General features: G+C 63.3%; 19 protein-coding genes. 9 read left to right on the top strand and 10 right to left on the bottom strand.

The window, feature by feature from the left end:
* Positions 1-251: 251 nt before the first annotated feature.
* Together GKE62_RS10790 and GKE62_RS10785 are read right to left on the bottom strand one after the other, a co-directional pair.
* Positions 252-437, bottom strand: a complete 186-nt coding sequence (locus GKE62_RS10790) for a hypothetical protein (RefSeq protein ID WP_154692250.1) — start codon at positions 435-437, stop codon at positions 252-254.
* A complete protein-coding gene (locus GKE62_RS10785; RefSeq protein ID WP_154692249.1) occupies positions 437-1,120 on the bottom strand; it encodes a thermonuclease family protein in 684 nt (227 codons plus the stop codon). Before GKE62_RS10785 ends, GKE62_RS10790 begins: the two co-directional genes overlap by 1 nt.
* 151 nt (positions 1,121-1,271) lie before the next feature.
* Here GKE62_RS10785 and GKE62_RS10780 point away from each other — a divergent pair, with 151 nt between their 5' ends.
* The gene (locus GKE62_RS10780; RefSeq protein WP_154692248.1) at positions 1,272-1,562 is read left to right on the top strand and encodes a putative quinol monooxygenase; all 291 of its coding nucleotides are present in this window, start codon (positions 1,272-1,274) and stop codon (positions 1,560-1,562) included.
* A gap of 690 nt (positions 1,563-2,252) precedes the next feature.
* On the opposite strand, the gene GKE62_RS10775 is transcribed toward GKE62_RS10780, so the two are convergent.
* The gene (locus tag GKE62_RS10775) at positions 2,253-2,516 is read right to left on the bottom strand and encodes a GlsB/YeaQ/YmgE family stress response membrane protein (protein ID WP_154692247.1); all 264 of its coding nucleotides are present in this window, start codon (positions 2,514-2,516) and stop codon (positions 2,253-2,255) included.
* Between the two features lie 203 nt (positions 2,517-2,719).
* Here GKE62_RS10775 and GKE62_RS10770 point away from each other — a divergent pair, with 203 nt between their 5' ends.
* Entirely contained in the window at positions 2,720-5,008 is a 2,289-nt protein-coding gene (locus GKE62_RS10770; RefSeq protein WP_154692246.1) for a zinc-dependent metalloprotease, read from the top strand.
* A 190-nt stretch (positions 5,009-5,198) separates the two neighbouring features.
* Positions 5,199-5,930 carry a hypothetical protein gene (locus GKE62_RS10765; protein ID WP_154692245.1) on the top strand — a complete coding sequence of 244 codons (732 nt, stop codon included), beginning with the start codon at positions 5,199-5,201 and terminating at the stop codon, positions 5,928-5,930.
* Between the two features lie 107 nt (positions 5,931-6,037).
* Here the strand turns inward: GKE62_RS10765 and GKE62_RS10760 are convergent, their stop codons facing one another.
* The 7 genes from GKE62_RS10760 to GKE62_RS10730 form a co-directional block, all read right to left on the bottom strand.
* Positions 6,038-6,757 carry a hypothetical protein gene (locus GKE62_RS10760; protein WP_154692244.1) on the bottom strand — a complete coding sequence of 240 codons (720 nt, stop codon included), beginning with the start codon at positions 6,755-6,757 and terminating at the stop codon, positions 6,038-6,040.
* A 318-nt stretch (positions 6,758-7,075) separates the two neighbouring features.
* Positions 7,076-7,777, bottom strand: coding sequence for a sulfotransferase family protein (locus GKE62_RS10755; RefSeq protein WP_154692243.1), 702 nt, complete (start codon positions 7,775-7,777; stop codon positions 7,076-7,078).
* Between the two features lie 321 nt (positions 7,778-8,098).
* Positions 8,099-9,715, bottom strand: a complete 1,617-nt coding sequence (locus tag GKE62_RS10750) for a winged helix-turn-helix domain-containing protein (protein WP_195908345.1) — start codon at positions 9,713-9,715, stop codon at positions 8,099-8,101.
* Between the two features lie 43 nt (positions 9,716-9,758).
* Positions 9,759-11,810: a TonB-dependent receptor gene (locus tag GKE62_RS10745; protein WP_154692241.1), complete on the bottom strand. Its 2,052-nt coding sequence runs from the start codon at positions 11,808-11,810 to the stop codon at positions 9,759-9,761.
* Between the two features lie 205 nt (positions 11,811-12,015).
* Positions 12,016-12,552 (bottom strand): hypothetical protein, encoded by a 537-nt coding sequence (locus GKE62_RS10740; RefSeq protein WP_154692240.1) that lies wholly within the window; start codon positions 12,550-12,552, stop codon positions 12,016-12,018.
* Complete coding sequence (locus tag GKE62_RS10735) at positions 12,552-13,349, bottom strand: exodeoxyribonuclease III (RefSeq protein ID WP_154692239.1); 798 nt, start codon at positions 13,347-13,349, stop codon at positions 12,552-12,554. The genes GKE62_RS10740 and GKE62_RS10735 overlap by 1 nt, the downstream gene beginning before the upstream one ends.
* Positions 13,350-13,518: 169 nt before the next feature.
* Positions 13,519-15,588: a catalase gene (locus tag GKE62_RS10730; RefSeq protein ID WP_154692238.1), complete on the bottom strand. Its 2,070-nt coding sequence runs from the start codon at positions 15,586-15,588 to the stop codon at positions 13,519-13,521.
* A gap of 344 nt (positions 15,589-15,932) precedes the next feature.
* On the opposite strand from GKE62_RS10730, the gene GKE62_RS10725 reads away from it, so the two are divergent.
* The 6 genes from GKE62_RS10725 (at position 15,933) to GKE62_RS10705 (ending at position 20,664) form a co-directional block, all read left to right on the top strand.
* A complete protein-coding gene (locus GKE62_RS10725; RefSeq protein WP_195908344.1) occupies positions 15,933-16,298 on the top strand; it encodes a DUF3489 domain-containing protein in 366 nt (121 codons plus the stop codon).
* 423 nt (positions 16,299-16,721) lie between these two features.
* Entirely contained in the window at positions 16,722-17,318 is a 597-nt protein-coding gene (locus GKE62_RS18520) for a hypothetical protein (protein ID WP_195908343.1), read from the top strand.
* A complete protein-coding gene (locus GKE62_RS18515) occupies positions 17,315-18,175 on the top strand; it encodes an ERF family protein (RefSeq protein WP_195908342.1) in 861 nt (286 codons plus the stop codon). Before GKE62_RS18520 ends, GKE62_RS18515 begins: the two co-directional genes overlap by 4 nt.
* A gap of 1 nt (position 18,176) precedes the next feature.
* On the top strand, positions 18,177-18,554 hold the full coding sequence (locus GKE62_RS10715) for a hypothetical protein (protein ID WP_230206636.1): 378 nt from the start codon (positions 18,177-18,179) through the stop codon (positions 18,552-18,554).
* 97 nt (positions 18,555-18,651) lie between these two features.
* Positions 18,652-19,614 carry a DnaJ C-terminal domain-containing protein gene (locus GKE62_RS10710; protein WP_154692235.1) on the top strand — a complete coding sequence of 321 codons (963 nt, stop codon included), beginning with the start codon at positions 18,652-18,654 and terminating at the stop codon, positions 19,612-19,614.
* A gap of 6 nt (positions 19,615-19,620) precedes the next feature.
* Positions 19,621-20,664, top strand: coding sequence for a YihY/virulence factor BrkB family protein (locus tag GKE62_RS10705; protein WP_230206635.1), 1,044 nt, complete (start codon positions 19,621-19,623; stop codon positions 20,662-20,664).
* Positions 20,665-20,680 lie beyond the last annotated feature (16 nt).

Raw genomic sequence — 20,680 nt, 5'->3', positions numbered from 1 at the left:
TTTCCTACATAGTGCCAATATGGTTAGTCGCGACTCCTGCCCGGAGTCGCCCATGCCCGCACTTGATCCCGTCCTCATCACCGCACTTGCAGCGTTGGTGTCCAGTCTCGCCTCGCTGGTGTGGTCACTTCGCCGTAAGCGCTAGAGCAAGCCGATCAATTGTTGCCATCCCGATCGCACGGCGAGCGCACCCATCAGGAGGGATGCGCCAAGCAGCGCCGCGAGCTCGACCTTGAGCCAGCGATCGTTCCTCACTGCCGACGCCCGGCGCGCAGCTCGTCGTAGGCGGTGGAGATCCGCTTCCACCGGGCAACGCCGTCAAGGTCGTTTGCGAGAGCCAGCCGGGCAACCTGATCGGCGATGAACGCCGGGCCCTCGTTGCCCTTGTGCTGCTCAACCCACAACGCTTCGGCCCAGACCTCGTGCTGCCAGTCCATCACCGCACGATTGCGCGGCGGTAGCCTGCGGCTTGGGCTTGGGCCTCGCTGCAGAACATCTCTTCGGCCCGGGTGATCGCGTAGTAGGGCATCCCCGGGAGGTGATAGATCCACTGCCCCTTGCGGTTGCGATTGCCCTTGATCGCGCAGCCCGAGGTCATTTGCGTAGCGGGTGACGCAATCTGCCTCTGCATGAGTGCAACCGGAGCGGCCCCCTGCGTTGCGCTTTGCGCTGCGCGATAGTCTTGGGGGAGCTGGAACTCGGACGCCCAGATCCCGCGATGCGCCGCTCTGGCGCGCGTCTCTTCGACCACGTAGTCCTGGCTGTACTTGCGAAACGCGGTTGCCCATCCGGACTCGACCATCGCGCGGTTGATCTCGATGCCGGCCACCGCACAGACCGCGAGCGTCCGGCCGTAGGTGTCGATGTCCCGGCCGCGGCATTCGATCGGGTTGCCGCCGATGAGCCCGCGAAGCTGTGCCGCAGCTTCCTCGCCGCAACGCCACGCGGTGCCGGAACGATTGCAGGTCTGCTTGCCCTCGGGGGCATCGATGCCGAACAGACGGACCGAAATCCCCGACACCGAGAGCGAATCACCGTCGACGACCTTGGCGGGACCGGACAGAGTTTGGGCCTGACCCGGTGCTGCGATGAGGGCGACGGCGAGAAACAGGGATCGCATCGGCTGAGAATGCCAGCGAACCTCTTGCAAAACAATTTCCCCGAATGAGTCCCAGCCTTCGCAGCGCTGCCCCCTCGCTCGACACGCCCGCATCTGTCGCTACTCAGGATTATCCGGGTTGGTCACACAGTCCCCAAGGAGAATAGTCGCCATGATCGCAGTCGTCGCAATTCTGCGGGCAAAGCCCGGTATGACAGATGAGTTCGAGCGCCTCTTCACTGACTTGGCCGCACAAGTCAGAGCAAATGAAGGTGGCAACATCACCTATCAGCTCTGCCGCAGCCGGACCGAGCCCGCCACCTACAAGGTTCTCGAGCTCTATCGCGATGAAGCAGCGCTGGAAGCGCATCGCGCCTCGGACCACTTCCGCGCGGCTGGCCCGGGGTTGGGACGCGTCCTCGAGGGCCGGCCCGAGATCGAACTTCTCGATGCTGTGGGCTGATCCGACACTTCACCGCACCCGCGCCTCATTATTGCCGTTCCAAGCCCCTGCATGAGGTTTGGATGTCCCAGACCTTCCAAATCTTAAATTCCTAACCCTGTTTTTTCACCCTCGCTTAGTGCGCGAACTCCAACTTGCCAGTGCGACCCTGAGTAGGACTAACCCCCGGCCCTTCCCCCAAGGAGGCCGGGGGCCTTTCCGGGATCGTTACCGAGAGGATCGCAGCAATGATATTTACAATCACTTGGTTCGCAGGCGACGACGCGATCAGCTCTGAGCAAGTGGGCACTCTTGCCGCGGCACGCGACATCGCCAGGTCGAGGTTGATCGCGCACAAGGTCCGTTGGGGCGCGACGCATGTTGAAGTCCGCGCAGACAGCGGCGCTCTAATTTTCAGTTCCAGCGCGGGTATGGGACCCGCTTGTGCTCGACGCCCCACCCTGGCCGCGCAACTGGTGAAGCGGTGGGCTATGCCAAACTCAACGCCTGCCTGAGGGTGTTCTGGTGCAGATGAGCTGCGGGCAGTCTCACGGTGGCGTCAGGCTCGATGGGCTACACCAGCACGCCAAGGCCATCGCCGAAAGTTAGCCCGGGGACGGCGCGCACAGAAATCGAGATCGGTCGGATGGCGGAGCAAAAGAATCCCCGCCGAAGCGGGGCAGTTTCAATCTGGCTGATTGAGGCTCGCGGTTATTGGACCGCGCCACGTCGGAAAAAGTTGAGGACGACGAGCAACAGGACCGCGCCCAACAGCGAAACACCGATGGCGCTCAAACTGAGATCGCCACTCATAATGTTGCCACCGCCGATGAGCGGATTGAGCAACAACCCGGCGAGTAGAGCGCCTACGATGCCGACGATAATGTTCATGAGGATGCCACCCCCGCCGCCGACAAGCATGCTGGCGACCCACCCAATGATTCCGCCGACAACAAGAAGAATGATCAAATTCATGGCACTTCTCCTGCTCCCGCAAGATCGAAACGCTCGCGCAGGAATGATAGTTCCAACGCGGTCACGCCTATCCATTTGACAGATCGGTCCAACTGCTTGATCTCCCAACGTCTTGGGGGGCGCTATGAAAAATCTGTTGCTAGCAGCCGCGTTGGTGGCTTGGGCGAACTCGCTCACGATCCCGGCAGCCTCCGCGGCGGAATTTGCTCCCCCTGATCGTTGTGTCGGCAAACCCCGACACCGGGAAAATCATATTCGAGCTTCCGAAACCCGACGCTGACGGGATTGCTGCGCAGTTCATTTATATTGCCAAAGTCGAGACTGGGCTCGGATCGGCTGCCGTCAGTCTCGACCGCGGCACCACACTGACAAACGGTATTGTGAGGTTTCGCCGGATCGGCTCGAAAATTGCGGTGGAACTCGTGAACAGCAAGTTCGTGGCCTCAACGGGAACCTTAGCCGAGCGGGAAGGGGTCGCACATAGCTTTCCTTCATCGGTGCTTTGGGTGGGGGACATTGCAAAAACGGACAAAGACGGCAGCTTCTCCTTCGACTTCGCGCCATTCCTCGCCGCCGATCGGTTCGGGCTGGCGGGGCGGCTTGGAACGGAGAGCCATCCGTACACGCTCGATGGATCGCGCTCAGTCGCTGATCCCACACAAGCTAAGGTGTTCCCACGAAACGCCGAGTTCGCTTCCTTGCTCAGCTTTACGTCTCAAAAGCCCACCTCTGAACTCCGCAACGTCTCCCCCAACGGGACGGATGTCACCATGTGGGTGCATCACTCTTTGGTCGCGCTGCCGGAGAAGGCATTGACGCCGCGAACTGATCCCTATGGCTTCGTGTTCAGCCAGCTCACGTATGACTATTCGACACCCCTCGGATTGCCGATCCTTCGGCGCATCGCCGAGCGCCACCGGCTTGAGAAGACCGATCCATCGGCAGTGCGCTCGCCGGTAAAAGAGCCCATTGTATTCTACATCGACCCCGCCGCTCCCGAGCCTGTGCGCCAGGCGCTTCTGGACGGGGTGAGCTGGTGGGCGCAGGCGTTCGATGCGGCAGGTCTCGTGGACGCGTTTCGAGTGGCGGTCCTGCCGGACGACGTCGACCCGCTCGACGCCCGCTACAACGTCGTCAATTGGGTCAACCGTGCTACCCGCGGCTGGTCGTATGGCGGTGTTGCTACCGATCCGCGCAGCGGTGAGGTGATCAAAGGTGCTGTGATGCTCGGCTCGCTGCGGGTACGGCAGGACATCATGATCTACCAGGCTCTGGTCGGCGCTGGCTTGACCAACAGCGGGGGGCCTGAAGATCCGGTGGAGGTCGCTCTTCGGCGGATTCGCCAGCTCGGCGCCCACGAAGTGGGTCATGCGCTAGGTTTCGAGCACAACTTCGCTGCGAGCAGCCAAGGCCGCTATTCCGTCATGGACTATCCCGCTCCGCGTGTGGAGCTGAAGGATGGCAAGCTGTCCCTCGCTGACGCTTACGGCACCGGGTTGGGCGATTGGGATCGCTTCCTTGTAGCCTACCTGTACGGCGCTCAAAACGATGCTGAAGGATCCGAAATGGTCCGGCAGGCGCGCGCCAAGGGGCTGCGCTTTGTGAGTGACAACGACTCCCGCGGATCCGAGACCGCTAATCCGCTGGGCGCAATATGGGATGATTTCGGCGATCCTGTCGCCGAGCTTGCGCGGATGATGACCATCCGCAGAGCAGCTCTGGCTCGGTTTGGGATCGACGCGCTCCCGCAAGGACAGGATCTTTCCGATCTTCGCCGCTCATTCGTTCCCGTATGGCTGATTCATCGATATCAGGTCGAGGCTGCGGCAAAGGCATTGGGAGGTGTGGTTTCTCCAGTGGCCGTAGCTGGCGAAACCGTCGCGACCGAGACCGTCCCGGCTGCACAGCAAAACGCGGCGCTGGCGGCGCTGCTCGACACTCTTTCGGTTGACGCATGGACCGTACCCGCACGTTTGCAGCCGATGCTGTCTTTTGGGCAGGGTACGATCGGCGACTATCAAACCGACATCGAGGTCATGCCGACCGCGGGCGGACCGGTCTTTGACAGCTTGGGTGCCACTGAAATTGGGGCGACTATGATCTTAGGCAGCCTGCTGGAGCCAGAGCGCCTCAACCGCCTTGAAATGCAGTCGGCTCAATCGCCTGCAATTCCCTCTGTCCATGCGGTGGTGAGCAAGTTGATTGCTCTTGCCGACAGTGCGGCCGCTCGAGGGGCAGTGGGGCGCCGGATTGCGACCACTATTGCACTTGAGTTGGCCAGAACTGCGCGCGCCAAAAATCTCTCGTCTGCGACCGTCATGCAGATGGGGGGATTAATGGGAACCTGGGCTAGGCAACTCGTGGCGGCATCGGGGTCTGGCGAGCAAGCCGACTGGCAACACGGACTTGGCGCTCTTTTATCCGATCACGATGCGCTAAGCGCCGCCCTTTCCGTGCCCCGGCCCGAGATTCCGCCAGGGATGCCAATTTGATCGGGTCTTGATGCCCGATTTTGTCGGAGCTTTGACCGAAAGACGCCAGTCATAAACCGCGCCCATTTAGTCCCTAGTGCCGTGTTGCTCCAACGTCGCAATGGGGGGTGCAATACCAAGGCTCGCTAGAATCTCAGCGCTATCTCCCCTGCTACGAAGGTTGTAGACTCCTCGCTGGAGGGAGGGGGCGATGGCAACGATTTCGCAATCGTTCGAAGGCGGGCAGCGCGACCCGATGACGCGAGAGCGGACGTTCTATTTCCGCATGTCGCTCGTGTTCCTCATCGCCGCGATCGCAGGCTTCGGCTTCTTTTTCGCCATCGGCGTGTCGAGCTTCCACTCGCCCTGGTGGGTACATACTCACGCGGTGACTATGGTCGGTTTCCTTGGGCTTTATGTGATGCAGACCTGGCTCGTGGCGCGCGGCGATCTCGCCTTGCATCGGCGCCTGGGCATCCTCGTCGCGGGATGGTGCATCTGGCTGGTCGCTTTCGGGTGCTGGACCATAACCCGGACGATCGCGCAGGGGCGTATCGCGCCGTTTTTCACCCCTAGCTTCTTCCTGATGATGGATTGGCTCAACATGGCTGTCTTCGCCGCGCTTGCGGGGAGCGCATTGCTCTTGCGGATGCGGAGTGACTGGCACAAGCGGCTCATGTTCGGCGCGATGCTGAGCTTGATGTCGGTAGCTTGGGGGCGGTTGATCCTACCGCAGTTCTTCGACCAGCGCGCGATCGTACTGGTGTTGGTGGTACTATTGGCGCACCTCGGGGTGGCAATGCGTTTCGACCGCCGGGTCCATGGGCAGGTGCACCCCGCACACTACTGGACCGGCGGGGCCCTGCTTGTCTGGATAGCCGTCACGTTCACCTTGGCTGGCCGACCCAGCGTCATAGCTTATGCCAGCTCGTTTGCTGGTTGAGCCGCGAGTCTCTGGACCCTTGGGCTTGCCGCGTTGGCGGCAATGACATCTTTCTGGCCGGTTGCGCAACGCGAGTTGGCGCTTCCGCTTGTGACCAAAGCGACCGCCTAAAACGCGCGGGTGCCGGAGAACAAGGTGGCGCTCTGTCCCGATTTTAGGATCGCCTGGGCTAGAAACTCTTCACCGGTAGGCCCCATGAACAGGCCTTGGAGGAGCCCTTCTCCCGATCCATCTGGCGGGATCAGCCGACCGCTGAAACTGGCCCCGTCGGCGCTGATCGTCACATCGCGAAGTTCGGAAGCTAGGGTTGGCCCGTTGACGTAGTATGGGATGGTGCCCGTTATGATCTTGGCACCGTAGTCTGCACGGAAGGTGAAGCCCTTCTCGGTGAATACCATCTGGTAGTCGGCTGCGCCCGAGGTGGGTAGAGCATTGGGCGGCGTAGGGATTCCATATCCAAATGCCAACATGAGGTTTGACTCGGTTGAATTGGCATTCGGGGAGCTGGCGAAGTAGCCTTGCATCACATATTGCTGAAGCCGCTCTCCTACCATGGGCCTGGAAAGATCGAGTATGCCGCCCAACACGTTGAAGTAGGCCTCAGCGCGCTGGCCATTGACGATCGCTCCCGAATTATTGCGCGGAACGAGTTCCCCTTCGCCAAGTCCGGGGACCATAAGCAGTAGGCTTGACGGCGCCGCGAAGCGGATCGCATGTCCGGGATGGGTCGCCAGAGTCCCAGCTTCGTAAACGAAATCCCATCCGCTCCCTTTGCCAGCCTGCAAGTTTCCGAGAGTCGAGAACGCTTGGGAAGTGGTCGCACTCAAGCTGCCGAACGATCCCACCGGCGGCGGAGGCGAGGAAGGTGTAGGGGACGGAGTTGGCGTCGGGGCGGGAGCTGACATCTGTCCCAAGCTGATCGGCGCGCTGGGACTGCCGCCTCCACCGCACCCGGCGAGCAGGACTAGGCCAGCGCCGGCGAGTGTCTCGCGTCGGGTTATGCGTATCATGGCTGCACCTCCTTGCAACCGTCATGCGCCCGTCAACCGGCCAGCCAAATGATGCCGTGCCGATGGATTGCTGATGAATTTCCGATGATTTGTCCGGCGGATTGCTGATGAATTTCCGATGATTTGTCCGGCCGGTCACTCCACCGCCGCAAAGGCCTGGTCTCGCATCAGCTCGATATAGAGGCGCGCGAAGCGCTCTCGCGCTTGCGGGTCACTCGAAACGACACCTGCGGCGCCGCTCGCGCGGCCCAGCTGGGCCCGGCTATTGGTGCGAGGAAACGGTAGATCAGGTACCGGCACGTCGAGGAATTGGCACAGTGGGTGCCAGCCGTCTTGTACATCGAAGTGCAGCAGTCGCTGGGCGGCTATTCCATCGAGCACCGCCCGGTTGCGCCGGACGTACCAGTCCGTGAGGAACGCCCGGTCCGATACGTTCCCGGCGATGGGACCAAACATCGTCGCCTGCATCAAAGCATGAGCCGCCGTGCCGGCGTGGGCGTCCTGCATCCACGGCGAGAAGATCGTCTGACTGACGGAATCGAACCAGCGATCGGGGTCGCGGGTTGTCAGCACGATCTTGGCATTCGGGTAATATTCGACGATCTCGCGCCAGAAGGTGGCAGAGGGGTAATCGCTGGTAGAGCCAAATCCCTCGAAGATGACATCCCAGTCGGGCCGGCCTGCGGCGGCTTCAAGCCACAAGGGAACCTGCCGCTGTTCGTCTGCAAAGACTTCCGTCATATGGTGGCACGGCCCGAAGCCGAGCGCCTCCAGGGCAAATTTTATCGACAGAGTGGCATTCCGGCCCAAGCCCGCTGCGATGACCCGAAGCGCCATGTGCACAGTTGTAGGCCAGCTCCGAATGGCGCGAAAGTGTTTGTACGGCGAGACGACTACACCGGGGTCGTTTGCTCTCGTACGCCGAAATAGCCCTAGGAATGTCCCCGGCTCGGGCTCGCATTTGAAGAATGACCGCTAATCCTACTTGCGAAAATGACGGCTTCCGCTGCCAGCGCCACCACAAGCGGTCAGCCCTCCAACGGCAACATTCCGCTCTCTCCTTTAAGCAGCGGGACCTCTCGTTGACGGCACAGTGAGTGCTCATCAGGTTATTCGGAGCCATCTAAACCAAGGAAATCGACTTCGGCCGCTGGTCGCTCAATGGCCATTGGTCGAATTGGCCCCACGGAGAGCAGTGGCGTTCGCCGCCGCCGTTCGAAGCCGGGTCAAGGATCCGCTAACAAAAGCATCCGGCCAGATCCCCCGTTCTTGCCAATAGGCGACATGGCCCATCCGCTCGCAGAGATCCGGAAAGCGTTCGTCGTCACGAAATGATGAGGTTGCTGGAATGAACAGAAATTGCGTGCGACCCCAAACCGGGTTCGAATAGACCTCGCCTTGAATACGTGGCTCGCGGGATCGCAGGACGAGTGGACCGCGATTGTTAAGGAGACCATCGGCAACAGTATACGCCGCGTCCAGTTCTCCCAACGCCGAGAACACCATTATGGCATTGGCCGCCAAGCCGGGAGAAAGTGGGGCGACGCGGGCGTAGGTCGCCACCGCGATGGCGATGTCGCGAGATGCTCGGCTTGCCAGTGCAATGAGGCCTGCTCGCCAGGAATTGATGCTGGGGGCCTTGAGGTTGGCAGGCCTGCTCGGCACATCGTCCAGCAATGCGAGCGCAGCTTCAGCGCGGCCAGTGAAAGCATAAATGATCAAGCGCGCGTTCCAGGCGTTAGGATCACGAGGTCGCAACTGAAGCAGGCGGTCTGCAACCTTGTCGGCTTCACCGATGCGACCGAAAATCCAATGTTTCATAGCTCGGCGCGACTGATGCTTCGGAGAGAACGGCTCGAGCGAGACCGCCCGCTCGTTCGACGCGAGTGAGTCCCGACATCTGCCGACGCTTTGCAGAAACAGCGTGAGATATTCATGCGCGGGCGCGCAACCCGGATCGTCTTTCACGATGCCAAGCAAATCGTTCTCGTAGCTAACCCAGTCGTCGAGATCGCGACGCAGCAAGGCGATCGTCGATCGCGCGTTAGCCTCCTTGGGGTCGAGCGCGAGTGCCCGCTGCGCTGCATCCTGGGCGCGAGCATTGGCCGTGGAACCATCGACAAGCTCCACCACGGAGAGCCAACCCCAAGCCTCCGCTCTCCCCGGGTCTTGTGAAGCGGCGCGCAGAAACAGCTGCTTAGCTCCAGCCTGAGAGCCTGGTAGCCCCATCGCGCGCATTAAGCGTCCACGTTCGATCAGACGGGTGACGTGCTCCTCGTCCCGACGATGCAATAACATGGCCGCGCCGGTGCCCGCGGCGATTACAGACGCACCACCCACGAGGATCGCCGTGCGACGAGACATCGTCGGTGACGGGTCAGTGCTAACCTCGCCAACCTGCAATGCATTCCAATCGATCCCTGTGAGCCGGTAACCCACCCGTGGGACTGTCTCGACTTCGAAACCGGCGCCGGTCGATGCAACGATGCGGCGCACTTCGGCGATCGCACGGTTAATTGCATCGTCGCCAACGATCCGTCCATCCCAGCACAGGCGCAGCAGATCGTCCCGCGACAACACGCGGCCCTGCGCGTCAGCCAGCGCCACAAGCACCTGGATCACCCGGGGCTCACCCTTCGCAGCTCCCTGCGGGCCTTCGATAGTCCTGAGCGAGGGACGGACGGTGGCGTGACCCAACTGAAAATCGGCGCGGCGGACGAGCGGTTGGAGCGCGACGTGGATTGATTCGGAAAGCGGAAACGGCAGATCGTTCACGCGCAATATCTAACCCGCCTCGCACCTATGGGCGAGAGCAATGTTAGAAGCGCATTTCTACCGAGGCGCCGAATTCTCGTGGATCACCGGCGGTGGCGAGGTTCATCACCTTCGAAAACCGATAGGTGAGGTAAAACTTGTCGAATAAATTGCGAACATACGCTGATACCGTGAACGGGCCGCGCGTCCATGCGCCGTTTATGTCTACAACAGTCGCCCCGCCGACCCGGCGATCGCGATCATTCGTGTCCTCGCTGTAATACCCCGAGTTGTGCCGAGCTTGACCTGACAGCCGCAGGTCGTCGCTTGGGCGCCAATCAATAGCGGCGGTACCGGTAAAGTGGGGCGAGCGCTGAAACTGCTTTCCGAGTAGCGGATCGGATGCACTGAGCGTGCGGGTCAAGCGAGTCTGTAGCAGCCCGATCGCTCCGCGAACATCGAGGCCAGGCCGAACCTGCCACTGGCCCTGCAACTCCCCTCCGCTGCTGCGTGCGGCGGGCGCATTGCCGATTTCGGCGACCGTCACGATGCCGGCTGGCGTCGGCAGCTCACGCATCACGCTGCGTTGTGCATTGTTCATGTCGTAGTAAAAAATGTTGGCCGAAACGATGAACGTGCGGTTCGGTGCTGCGAGACGTACGAACGCTTCGTAAGCCCAGAGGGTTTCGGGGTCGAATGTATCCGCGATTCGGCGGCGCGCATCGAGCGTGACGCCTCCCGGATTGTAGGCGCGCTGCACTAGCCCCCCCACGCGCAATCCTTTCAGCACATCGAAGCTCACCGACACCTTCGGGAGAAAGCGCGAATAACGCTGGCGGAAATCGAGCGGCAACTGGGTGGGGTTACCGATGCCGAGAATGCCCGAGCGGTCCTGGTCGTCGCGCTGGTAGCGCGCACCCGCTGTGACGGTAAGAGCGGACGCGACCCGCCATTCCGCCTGGCCGAACAGACCGAGCGCATCTTGGCGATCGCTAAAGCGGCCCATACCCAGCAGTGCCGCGCGAAGATCGATCTGTTGCTCGAGCGTGGCGTGAGTGAAGTTGGCTCCCGTAAGCAGCGCCAGGTTCGGTCGGGGGCGCCAGATCGTAACTGCTTCGGCGGTCCAGTCGCCGGCTCCGATCCGTGCTTCGCCGAATCCCGGCGGGGCGATCCGTCGGATTGTCGCGTCTCCGCGGGTCAGCGTGACAGTGGTGTTCCAATCGGAGGTAATGGCATAGTCGGCCCGAAGTGTCGCAGCATCCACCCGCACTTTGAAGAAGCCATAGGTAGCGGCAGGGTCTCGGCGAGCCGCAAACGGCGCGCGAACCCCCTCCAACTGCGGCGCTGCAGAACGATTGTGACTGAGGGTTGCAGATAACCGAAGGCCCGGCGTGTTCTCCGGCGTAGCGAGCAACTTTAACCTGAGCGAATCGTAATCGTCGCGATTGAAATCGGTCAGGGCCGGCGAAGAAATGCGGCTGGCAGGCCGACTGCGGCGGAGATCAACCGACGCGCGAAATGCGAGCGCATCGGAAATCAAAGGTCCGCCGACCGCAGCCGATGCCTGGCGCGTTTCGGCCTCACCGACGAGCAGGCGAGCGCGTGCTTGCCAATCGAAGCTCGGCGCAGCGGTCTCAATGAAGATTGCCCCGGCGATAGCGTTGCGCCCTTGAGTCGTGGTCTGCGGGCTACGAAACACCTCGATCTTTGCAACATCCCAGAGTCCAGTGACCCCGAATGCGAGCTCATTATAGCCAACCGGGCGGCCATCGATCTGCATCGTCACACGGGGGCGATTGCCGCCCAGGAACGCAGGCATATCGCGCAACGGACCATTGCTGTCCTGGCCGCGGATCGTCGGCCCTTCACCGCCCGATCCCAGCTGGACGTTGGGTATGAGTGCGAAAATTTGATCGATACGATCGGTCCCAGGCATCGCCCGGATTGCGTCGCTCGTAATCACCACGACGCTGGATGGGGTTGTAGCTTCGCTCCGCGCCACCCGCTCGCCGGTCACGATGATCTCTTCCGCCGCCTGCCCCCATGCAGGTGCGCCGCCCGCCACTGCCGGGATGAACGCTATTAGTCGCGCGTCGGTGCCGAAACGCCATCCCATACGCCCTTATCGCCGTGTTGCGGGATGAGAAACAAGCAGGTTGGTGTCCCGCGAAAAGTCCATCGGCAAAACGTCGGAAATTCCTCAGCCCACCTTCATGGACGGGCGGCCAGCGACTTCGCATCCCTCCGGCGAGACTCCTCCGAAAAACGGGAAGGACTTTCGATAACCAAATGCAGGTAGCGTCGAGCGAGCGCCAGACTTTTTAGCCGCGCGACCAGTCCGCGAGCGCGTCTTCGTATGCCTTTTCGGCCTGCCGCAAACGCGTAAGCTGCCGCTGTTTTTCGGCGGAAAGCGCGAGTGTCAGCCGGCGGCGCTCCGCGGCCAATGCCTTCTCACGCTTTGCGAGGTCGGCGAGTAACTCGACGGCACGCTCGGCGGCCCTGCGCATACCCTGCCTGGCCAGCCGAAGCGCCTCGCGCGACGGTTTGGGTGGACGCTTGGGTTTGGCTTCGCGCTGCTTCCGCTGGGGCGTCGGCGCGGATCTCGCCTTCGGTCGCTCACCCTTGCCGAGTGCCTTAACGTGGTCCGCCGCGGAGCCGCGCACGACTTGGATTACTTGGCCCGCCCTTGCCAGCGGGGCCTTCATTAACACTGGGTCGCTCACAATCTCCGCTGCACCGCGCGCAAACAGGTTCTTGTCCGTACCCCAAGCGGCCAGCGCGGCTTTCTGACTCGGCGCAGCGACATAGGCATCATGGAACCCGATCGCGGTCCGATACACCTTCAGCGCGCGCGGCATCAGCGCCTCCTCCCGGGTTTCGGCTTGTCGTTCAGCTCGATCCACGCCGGGGCGTGGTCGCTGGTATTCTCCCAACCGCGCGGACTGCGATCGATGCCGGCTTTGGTCAGTTGGGCGGCGAGATCGGGGCTGAGCAGTAGGTGGTCGATTCGCAGGCCGGAGTCGCGAGCGAAGGCGTTGCGCCAATACTTCCAGAATGTGTAAATGCGCTCATCGGGATGAAGCGCACGGACGGCATCAGTCCATCCTTGTGCAAGCAGCGCGGCGTAAGCCTCGCGTACCTCTGGCGCGAACAGCGCGTCGTCACGCCAGCGTTCAGGGGCGTAGACGTCGAGATCGGTCGGCATGACGTTGAAATCGCCCACCAGCGCGACCGGCAGACGATGATCGAGCAAGCCCTGCGCATGGTCGAGCAGCCGCGCGAACCATTTGAGCTTGTAGTCGAACTTGGGTCCTGGCCGCGGATTCCCGTTGGGCAGATAGAGGCAGCCCACGATGATCCCGTTGATCGCTGCTTCCAGGTAGCGGCTGTGCGTGTCGTCAGGATCGCCGGGCAGACCGCGGCGGGTCACATGGATATCACCAACCCGGCTGAGGATGGCGACGCCGTTCCAACGTTGCTGACCATGCCATGCTGCAATGTAGCCCGCATCGCGAAGTGCGCTTTCCGGAAACCGGTCGTCGGAACTTTTTAGTTCCTGCAGACACACAACGTCGGGCGCCGATTCGCCGAGCCAACGCAGCAGCACGGACAGGTGGCCATTGATGCCGTTGACGTTGTAGGTGGCAAGCTTCACGCTGATCCCAACGCGCCAACGCAGCTGCGGTTGCGATTATAGCACTTGAGGACGCGCGTGAGATATCACCAGCCAAGGTGTGAAGATATCCAAAGTCTGCTCCCTGGATTTGAGCCGGCACTCAAGTCAGGGACAGCCGCGCCCTATTCCGCCACTTGCACCCGTGGGGTCACGCCAAGGTGCGAATGTGAGGCTCGCGGTCGTAGAAGCGCCGAGCAGCGGCTTTGACGAACGCAGCACCTAAGGTCGTCACACCCTCATCCGGTTTGACACCCGCCTTGTCGAGCAGCGGCTGCGCTGCCGCGCTGGCGCCAATCGCTTTGAGATGCCCATACGCGTTCATCACGAACTCGACAGCCGCGCCGTCTGCGAGGAGCATCGCGCAGGCCTCGTCCGAGAGAATGATCGCGACTGCATCGAATAGCTGGCTGGGTGAACCCGCCAGCTGACCGTCCGCCTTTTGCAACTTGCCATCGGATAGTTTCACGCCCCCGATCTTGGGCGCGACAAGCACCGGCTTGCCCTTGGCCTTGGTCACCGCTTCGACCATGGACTTGAGATCAGCCGCGTCGGTACCGTCGGCGATCAGGATTCCGACCGCGCGCCCCTCAAGCGTTGCCTTCATCTTCTTGTGAATCGACAGCGCATCGGAGGGCGGCATATCGAGTGTCGGCTTCGCTGCTTTCGCCTTGGGCGGCAGGGGGATGCCGAGGCCAGCTGCGACGCGTTTGGCCAGATCCTCATCGACGTTTCGCAGATTGGCGACCATTCGCGGCGGCACCTGGTCCAGCAGACCTACCTTCGAGAGCTCGAAGACGAAGGAGGAGGCGATGTGCGCCTGTTCGTGAGCGTCCTGCGAGCGGTAGAACAACCTCGCCTGGGTGTAGTGGTCGGCAAAGGTCTCGGCCCGGACGCGAAGCTTGTCGCCCGTTTCGTCATCGCCCCTTGTGGCGCTTGCCGTGACGAAGCCCCGCTCGGGATTCTCCCGAGGTCCGCCTTCCTCGCCGTGCGCTGCCAGGCTGTTGGGCTCGTAATTGGCACGGCCCTTGGGCACCATCGTCTGCATCTTGCCGTCACGCTGGAAATTGCCGAACGGGCAGCGCGGCGCGTTGACTGGAATCTGGTGAAAGTTGGTGGTCCCAAGGCGCGAGTTCTGCGTGTCGAGATAACTGAACAGCCGCCCCTGGAGCAGCGGGTCGTTCGAGAAGTCGATGCCGGGCACGATGTTGCTCGGCAGGAACGCAACCTGCTCGGTTTCAGCAAAGAAATTGTCGACGTTGCGGTTTAGCGTCAGGGTCCCGATCACGCGGAGCGGGACGTCCTCTTCGGGGATCAGCTTCGTCGCGTCGAGAACGTCGTAAGGCTGCGCATCGGCGAACGCCTGATCGAACACCTGGATCGCGAGATCCCACTGCGGAAACGCACCGGTATCGATCGCTTCGAACAGATCGCGCCGGTGGTAGTCGTTGTCAGCCGCCTGAAGCTTCAGCGCCTCGTCCCAGACGGTCGACTGAATGCCCAGCCGGGGTCGCCAGTGGAATTTGACGAAACTGACTTTCCCGGCGGCGTTGACAAGCTGGAAAGTATGAACCCCGAAACCTTCCATCATCCGTAACGAACGCGGTAGTGTTCGGTCGGACATCGCCCACATCAGCATATGTGTGGTTTCGGGCATCAGCGAGGCCCAATCCCAGAAGGTGTCGTGCGCGCTGCCGGCCTGCGGATAGCCGCGGTCCGCCTCCATCTTTACCGCATGGACGAGGTCGGGAAATTTGATCGCATCCTGGATGAAGAAAACCGGGATGTTGTTGCCGACCAGATCCCAGTTGCCCTCGCGCGTGTAGAACTTGACCGCGAAACCGCGAACGTCCCGCGGCGTGTCGACCGATCCCGCTCCGCCCGCCACCGTCGAGAAGCGAACGAAGACCTCTGTCTTCTCACCCTTGGTGAACACCGCTGCCTTCGAAAGCCCGGAAATATCCGCCGTCGCCTCGAACACGCCATGCGCACCCGTGCCGCGGGCATGAACGATCCTCTCGGGGATGCGCTCATGGTCGAAATGGAAGATTTTCTCGCGCAGGACGAAGTCTTCGAGCAGCGTCGGACCGCGCGAACCGCTCTTCAGGCTATTTTGATTGTCGCTGACTCCAACGCCATGGTTGGTCGTGAGAAGCTCGTCGGATCCGCGCTGATGTGTTTCGCCGCCGCTACCGCGGGACTGCTCCGTCTGTTTGACCATGTGATCGTTCCTCTGCGCCCGGAACACCCAGGTCTCCAGGCACAACGCGCAAATGCCGGTTTTGGCTCGACAAAAAGTTCAAAGCTTGCGGCGCGACGGATTTCCGCTGCTACTCGGACACGTTCTTTGACGCAGGACCCTGGTCTCGGTGACCCAGCTTTTTGCCGGACGCGGATTTGTGCTGGGGAGTTCGACATTCGAGTGGACTGTGCTGGCGAAGCGAGCATTGGTTGCTCGTGCGAATGCAGCCGCTTGAGCGGCGCGTTACCCCCGACCGGCTGACCGGCGGGGGTGTGGTCGGTGGAAGCAGCACTGGTGCGGCTTCGAACACCGAAAGACACCCCATGATCCGCAAGACCACCAACGCCCCGAGCCGCGTCGCCACGCGCGGGCGGAAACCGCTATCCGAAGCGCAGGCAAGAAAGGGCACAGCGCCGAAGAATGCCAAGGCGCTGCCGCCGCGGAGCAAGAACACCGTGGTCATGGAGCTGCTTGGTCAGCCCGGCGGCGTCAGCATCGATGAGCTGATGGCGGCGACGGGATGGCAGTCGCACAGCGTCCGCGCCGCGCTCACCACACTGCGGCACAAACGCCACGCGATCGTGCGGACAATGCGCGATGGCATCTCGCGCTACGCGATCACCCCGGCGGTCTTAGCGGTCAGTGAGACCACCACTGGCACCACGATTGGCACGGGGAGCGTGTTGTGATGACCAACCCCCAGCCATCTCGCGCCGCGCCCTCGCCCCAGGTCCATGCCGGCAACCCGCGCGCGGGCAAACGCGGATCAACTCGCATGGCAAAACAGGATCAAGCAGCGCAGGTGCTGCCCACTCCGCAAGGTCGGCCTCGATCGGCCGCGCAACCCGAGCGCGAGCCATTGCGGGGATCGGTCCCCTGGCCCGAGCTAGGTTCGCTTGGCCTCAGCGCGGCGGCCCTCGCCGAGCGAGTAGGCAGTATCGGCGGTTCGGACGCCAACACCATCCTGTCGGGGTCGGCGGAGCGGATCTTGCGCCTCTGGCGCGAGAAGCGCGGCGAGGAGGCGCCCGAAGACCTCTCGGACAAGCTGCCGGTGATGCTCGGCAGTTGGACCGAGGCGTTCAACCGCCAGTGGTACGAGAAGCTGGTCGGGCATGCGGTCACCCGCGTCGGCGAACGGGTGCGCTGCCCGGTCCGACCTTGGCGCAAGCGCCACGCTCGATGGTTACGTGATGGAGCGAGGAGCGATCTGGGAAGCCAAGCACACCAGCCCGTTCGGCAGTCCCGACGAAGTGCTGCAGCGCTACATGCCCCAGCTCCAGCACACCATGGCGGTGGTGGGCTGCGACACCGCGCTGCTCTCGGTGCTTTACGGCAACTCCAAGTGGGAGGTCTACGAAGTGGCCTCGGACTGGATGTACCAGGAAGACCTGCTCGAGGCCGAGATGCGGTTCTGGCATTGTGTCCGAAGCGGCGAGCCTCCGGTGATCAGCATCATCAGCCATGCTCCCAAACCGGTGGGGGTGCGCGAGGTGTGCATGACCGGGCACAACGCCTGGGCCACGTTCGCGGCCGACTGGCTCGAGCACCGCGAGGCGGCCAGGACGCATGCCACCGCGACCTCGTCGCTGAAGGAACTGGTCGAGGCCGATGTCGCGCGCGCCTACGGCCACGGCATCGAGGCCAAACGCAGCAAGGCCGGCGCGATCACCATCAGGGAGGCCGCTCCGATCCGCGGGCAACGCTCATGAGCCTGCCCCGGGTCTACGGTGCGATCAGCGCCATCACCGCCGCCTTCGCCCATCACGGCCTGCCCAGGGAGCGGATCAACCGCGACGAGGGCTATGCCTATCGCGCCATCGACGAGGTGGTCGAGCGGCTCGCGCCGCTGCTGGCCGAGCACAGGCTGTGTATCCTGCCCCGGGTGCTCGAGCGCACCCAGGGCGAGCGGACCGATCCCGCCGGGGAAGCGCTGATCCACGTGGTCCTGCGCGTCGCGTTCGACCTGGTCAGCGTCGAGGATGGCTCGTCGCACACCATCGAGGCGGTCGGCGAGGCGCTCGACCATGGCGACAAGGCCAGCGCCAAGGCGATGACCTCGGCCTACAAGCACGCGGTGCTCCATGCGTTCTGCATCCCCGCCAGCGGACGCGAGGACCCGGACCGCAACTCACCCTGCCCCGGCCCGTCGGGCCGCAGCTCGTCCGGCCGCGGCAGGGTGGCAGCCCTCCCCGCGCCCGTCGAAGGCTGGCTGCAGTGGGCCGAGGACATCGCCGCGGTGGTCGAAAGCTGCGTCACCCCCGAGGCGATCGAGCGGCTGCTCGCCAGCAACCGCGCCCAGCTCTCCGCGCTGGCGCGCGAGCAGCCCACCGCTTACGCGCGGGTCGGGTGGGCCATTGCTTCGCGGCGCAAGGTGCTGGCGCAGGCGGTCGCGGCAATCGTCACCGCCGAAGCTGCAGGTTCGTCTGAGCCGGTGGATGGTACAGTCCTCGCCGCCCGCGCATCAGCCGGAGCGGGCGTGAAGCGCACCGGCTCTCAGTCCAAGCCGGCGCGGGCGAAGCGGGCGAGCACCATCGCGGTCGCGGAAGGGCTGGCCGCAAATGGCTAGCGTGTCCCTCCCGCCCCGGCTCGTCCGCGAGCGCCGCCCCAACCCCGTGCGGTCCTGTCCCGCGCACCGCGCCTGGGTGCGCAAGCATCGCTGCTCGGTACCCGGCTGCCTTGCCGGGCCCATCGAGTGCGCCCATGTCCGCACAGGAACCGACGGCGGGATTGCGCTCAAACCCTCCGATCGCTGGACCATCAGCCTGTGTCGCGCCCACCACGCCGAGCAGCACCAGATCGGCGAGCCTGCGTTCGAAATCCGCTACGGGCTCGATCTGGTTGCGCTGGCGGAGGTGTTTGCGCGGCGTTCGCCGCATCGGCGGGTGCTTGAGGATGCTGGGACTGCCAGGCCTCATCGCCCGCGCCAAATGCACTTCGCGCCCTGAGCAATGCGAGGCGATCATGTCACCCGCTGACAGGCCCAAAGGCGACAATCAAAGCGCGTGGGTTGCCGTACAGGCGCGTTGACCCTAGCTACTCCGCATGGCTGCCGATCCCTATTCGATCCTGGGCGTCGCTCGCGGAGCGACCGAAAAGGAAATCAAGTCCGCCTACCGCAAGCTCGCCAAGGAGCTCCATCCCGATCGCAACACCGGCAAGCCCAAGGCGGCGGAAAAATTCTCCGAGGTCACCCAGGCCTACGACTTGCTCTCCGACAAGGACAAGCGCGCCCGGTTCGATCGCGGCGAGATTGACTTTGACGGCAACCCGGCGATGCCGTTCGGCTTCGGCGGCGGCGGCGGCGGACCCGGCGGCGGCTTTCGCGGCGGCCAAGGCGGCTTTCGCGCCCAGGACTTCGAAGGCTTCGGCGGCGGTGGGGCAGAGGGGATCGATCTCGGCAACATCTTCGAGGGCTTGTTCGGCGGTGGCGGACCGGGCGGCATGGGCGCCGGAAGGGGCGGGGGCGCCCGGCGCGGCCCCGTGCCCAAGGGCGCCAACGTCCAGTACCGGCTCAAAGTTGGCTTCATCGACGCCGCCACCCGCGCGCCGCAGCGGATCACGTTGAGCGATGGCAAAACGATCGATCTCAAGCTGCCGGCGGGCGTCGAAACCGGCACCCAGATGCGCCTCGCCGGGCGCGGCGAACCGGGGCCGGGCGGTGCCGGCGATGCGATCGTGACGATCGAAATCGGCGGCCATCCGTTCTACCGCCGCGATGGCGACCATATCCGCCTCGACTTGCCGATCACGCTCGACGAGGCAGTCAGAGGCGGCAAGGTCCGCGTGCCGACCGTCGAGGGCCCGGTAATGCTGACGGTCGCCCCGGGCAGCGGCAGCGGCCGGACGCTGCGGCTCAAGGAAAAGGGCTTCACAGCCAAGAACGGCGTGCGCGGCGACCAGCTGGTGACTTTGCAGGTCGAAGTGCCGGCCGACGACAGCGACCTCGCCAAGCGCCTCGAAGGCTGGCGCGACGAGCGGAACTTGCGCGCCAAGCTGGGCGTTTAGGCTTTCGTGGCGTCTCCCGAACCGACCCTTCCCCCCGACGCCAAGCCGCTCGTCGAACTGCCCGACCTTTCCCCCGAAGCCCGCCGCAAGCAGGCGCTGCGCACGCGCGCGGGTCTGGAGGAACGCGCCAGGCAGCACTTCGGCCCGGGCAGCCGCTTCCTCGAAATCGTCAAACGCGTCGCCACGGGCGCCTACAACGACGGCTTCATTCACGCCGGCAACCTCGCCTACATGGCGATCCTCTCCCTATTTCCGTTCTTCATCCTGGTCGCAGCGATTTTCTCCATCGTCGGCGAGGAAAGCCAGCGCGCGGCCTCGATCAACGCGTTCTTGCTCGCGGTGCCGCCGGTGGTCGCCAACGCGATCGAACCGGTCGCGCGCGGGGTGGTCGATGCGCGCTCGGGCTGGCTGCTGTGGATCGGCGGGATCGTCGGCCTGTGGACCGTCGGCAGCCTGGTAGAGACGATCCGCGACATTCTGCGGCGCGCCTATGGCACCCACTGGGAACACGCGTTCTGGCGCTATCGCCTGGCCTCGAGCGGGGTAATCATCGCCGCGGTGCTGCTGCTTCTGGTCAGCCTGGCGGTGCAGGTGCTGATCGGCGCAGTGCAAGAGGTGATCGACGCGTGGTTCCCGCAATTGGTCGATCTGATCGACCAGCTCGCGCTGACCCGGTTCATCCCCGCGCTGGGGCTGTACCTTTCGATCTACCTGCTGTTCCTTTCGCTGACCCCGGGCGCCTACCGCAAGCGGCGATACCCCAAGTGGCCCGGCGCGCTGCTGGTGACGGCCTGGTGGGTGGCGGTAACGATCGCGCTGCCCGCGGTGCTGCGTCGCTTCTTCAGCTACGATGCGACCTACGGCAGCTTGGCCGGGGTCATGATCGTGCTTTTCTTTTTCTGGCTGGTCGGCTTAGGGATGGTCGTCGGCGCCGAACTGAACGCCGCTCTGACCGAGACTCCGGAAGAGCGCGACATGATCGGCCAGGCGGATAATCGGGCGCGCGTGCAGCGCGAACCCTTCAAAGACGACGGAGAAGCGACCGCATGACCTCGCAGGCGACGGG

The sequence above is a fragment of the Novosphingobium sp. Gsoil 351 genome (assembly GCF_009707465.1).
In the GTDB taxonomy this organism is placed as follows: Bacteria; Pseudomonadota; Alphaproteobacteria; order Sphingomonadales; family Sphingomonadaceae; genus Novosphingobium.
Note: the sequence above shows the minus strand (reverse complement) of the source record. Positions and strands in the feature narration are given on the sequence as shown.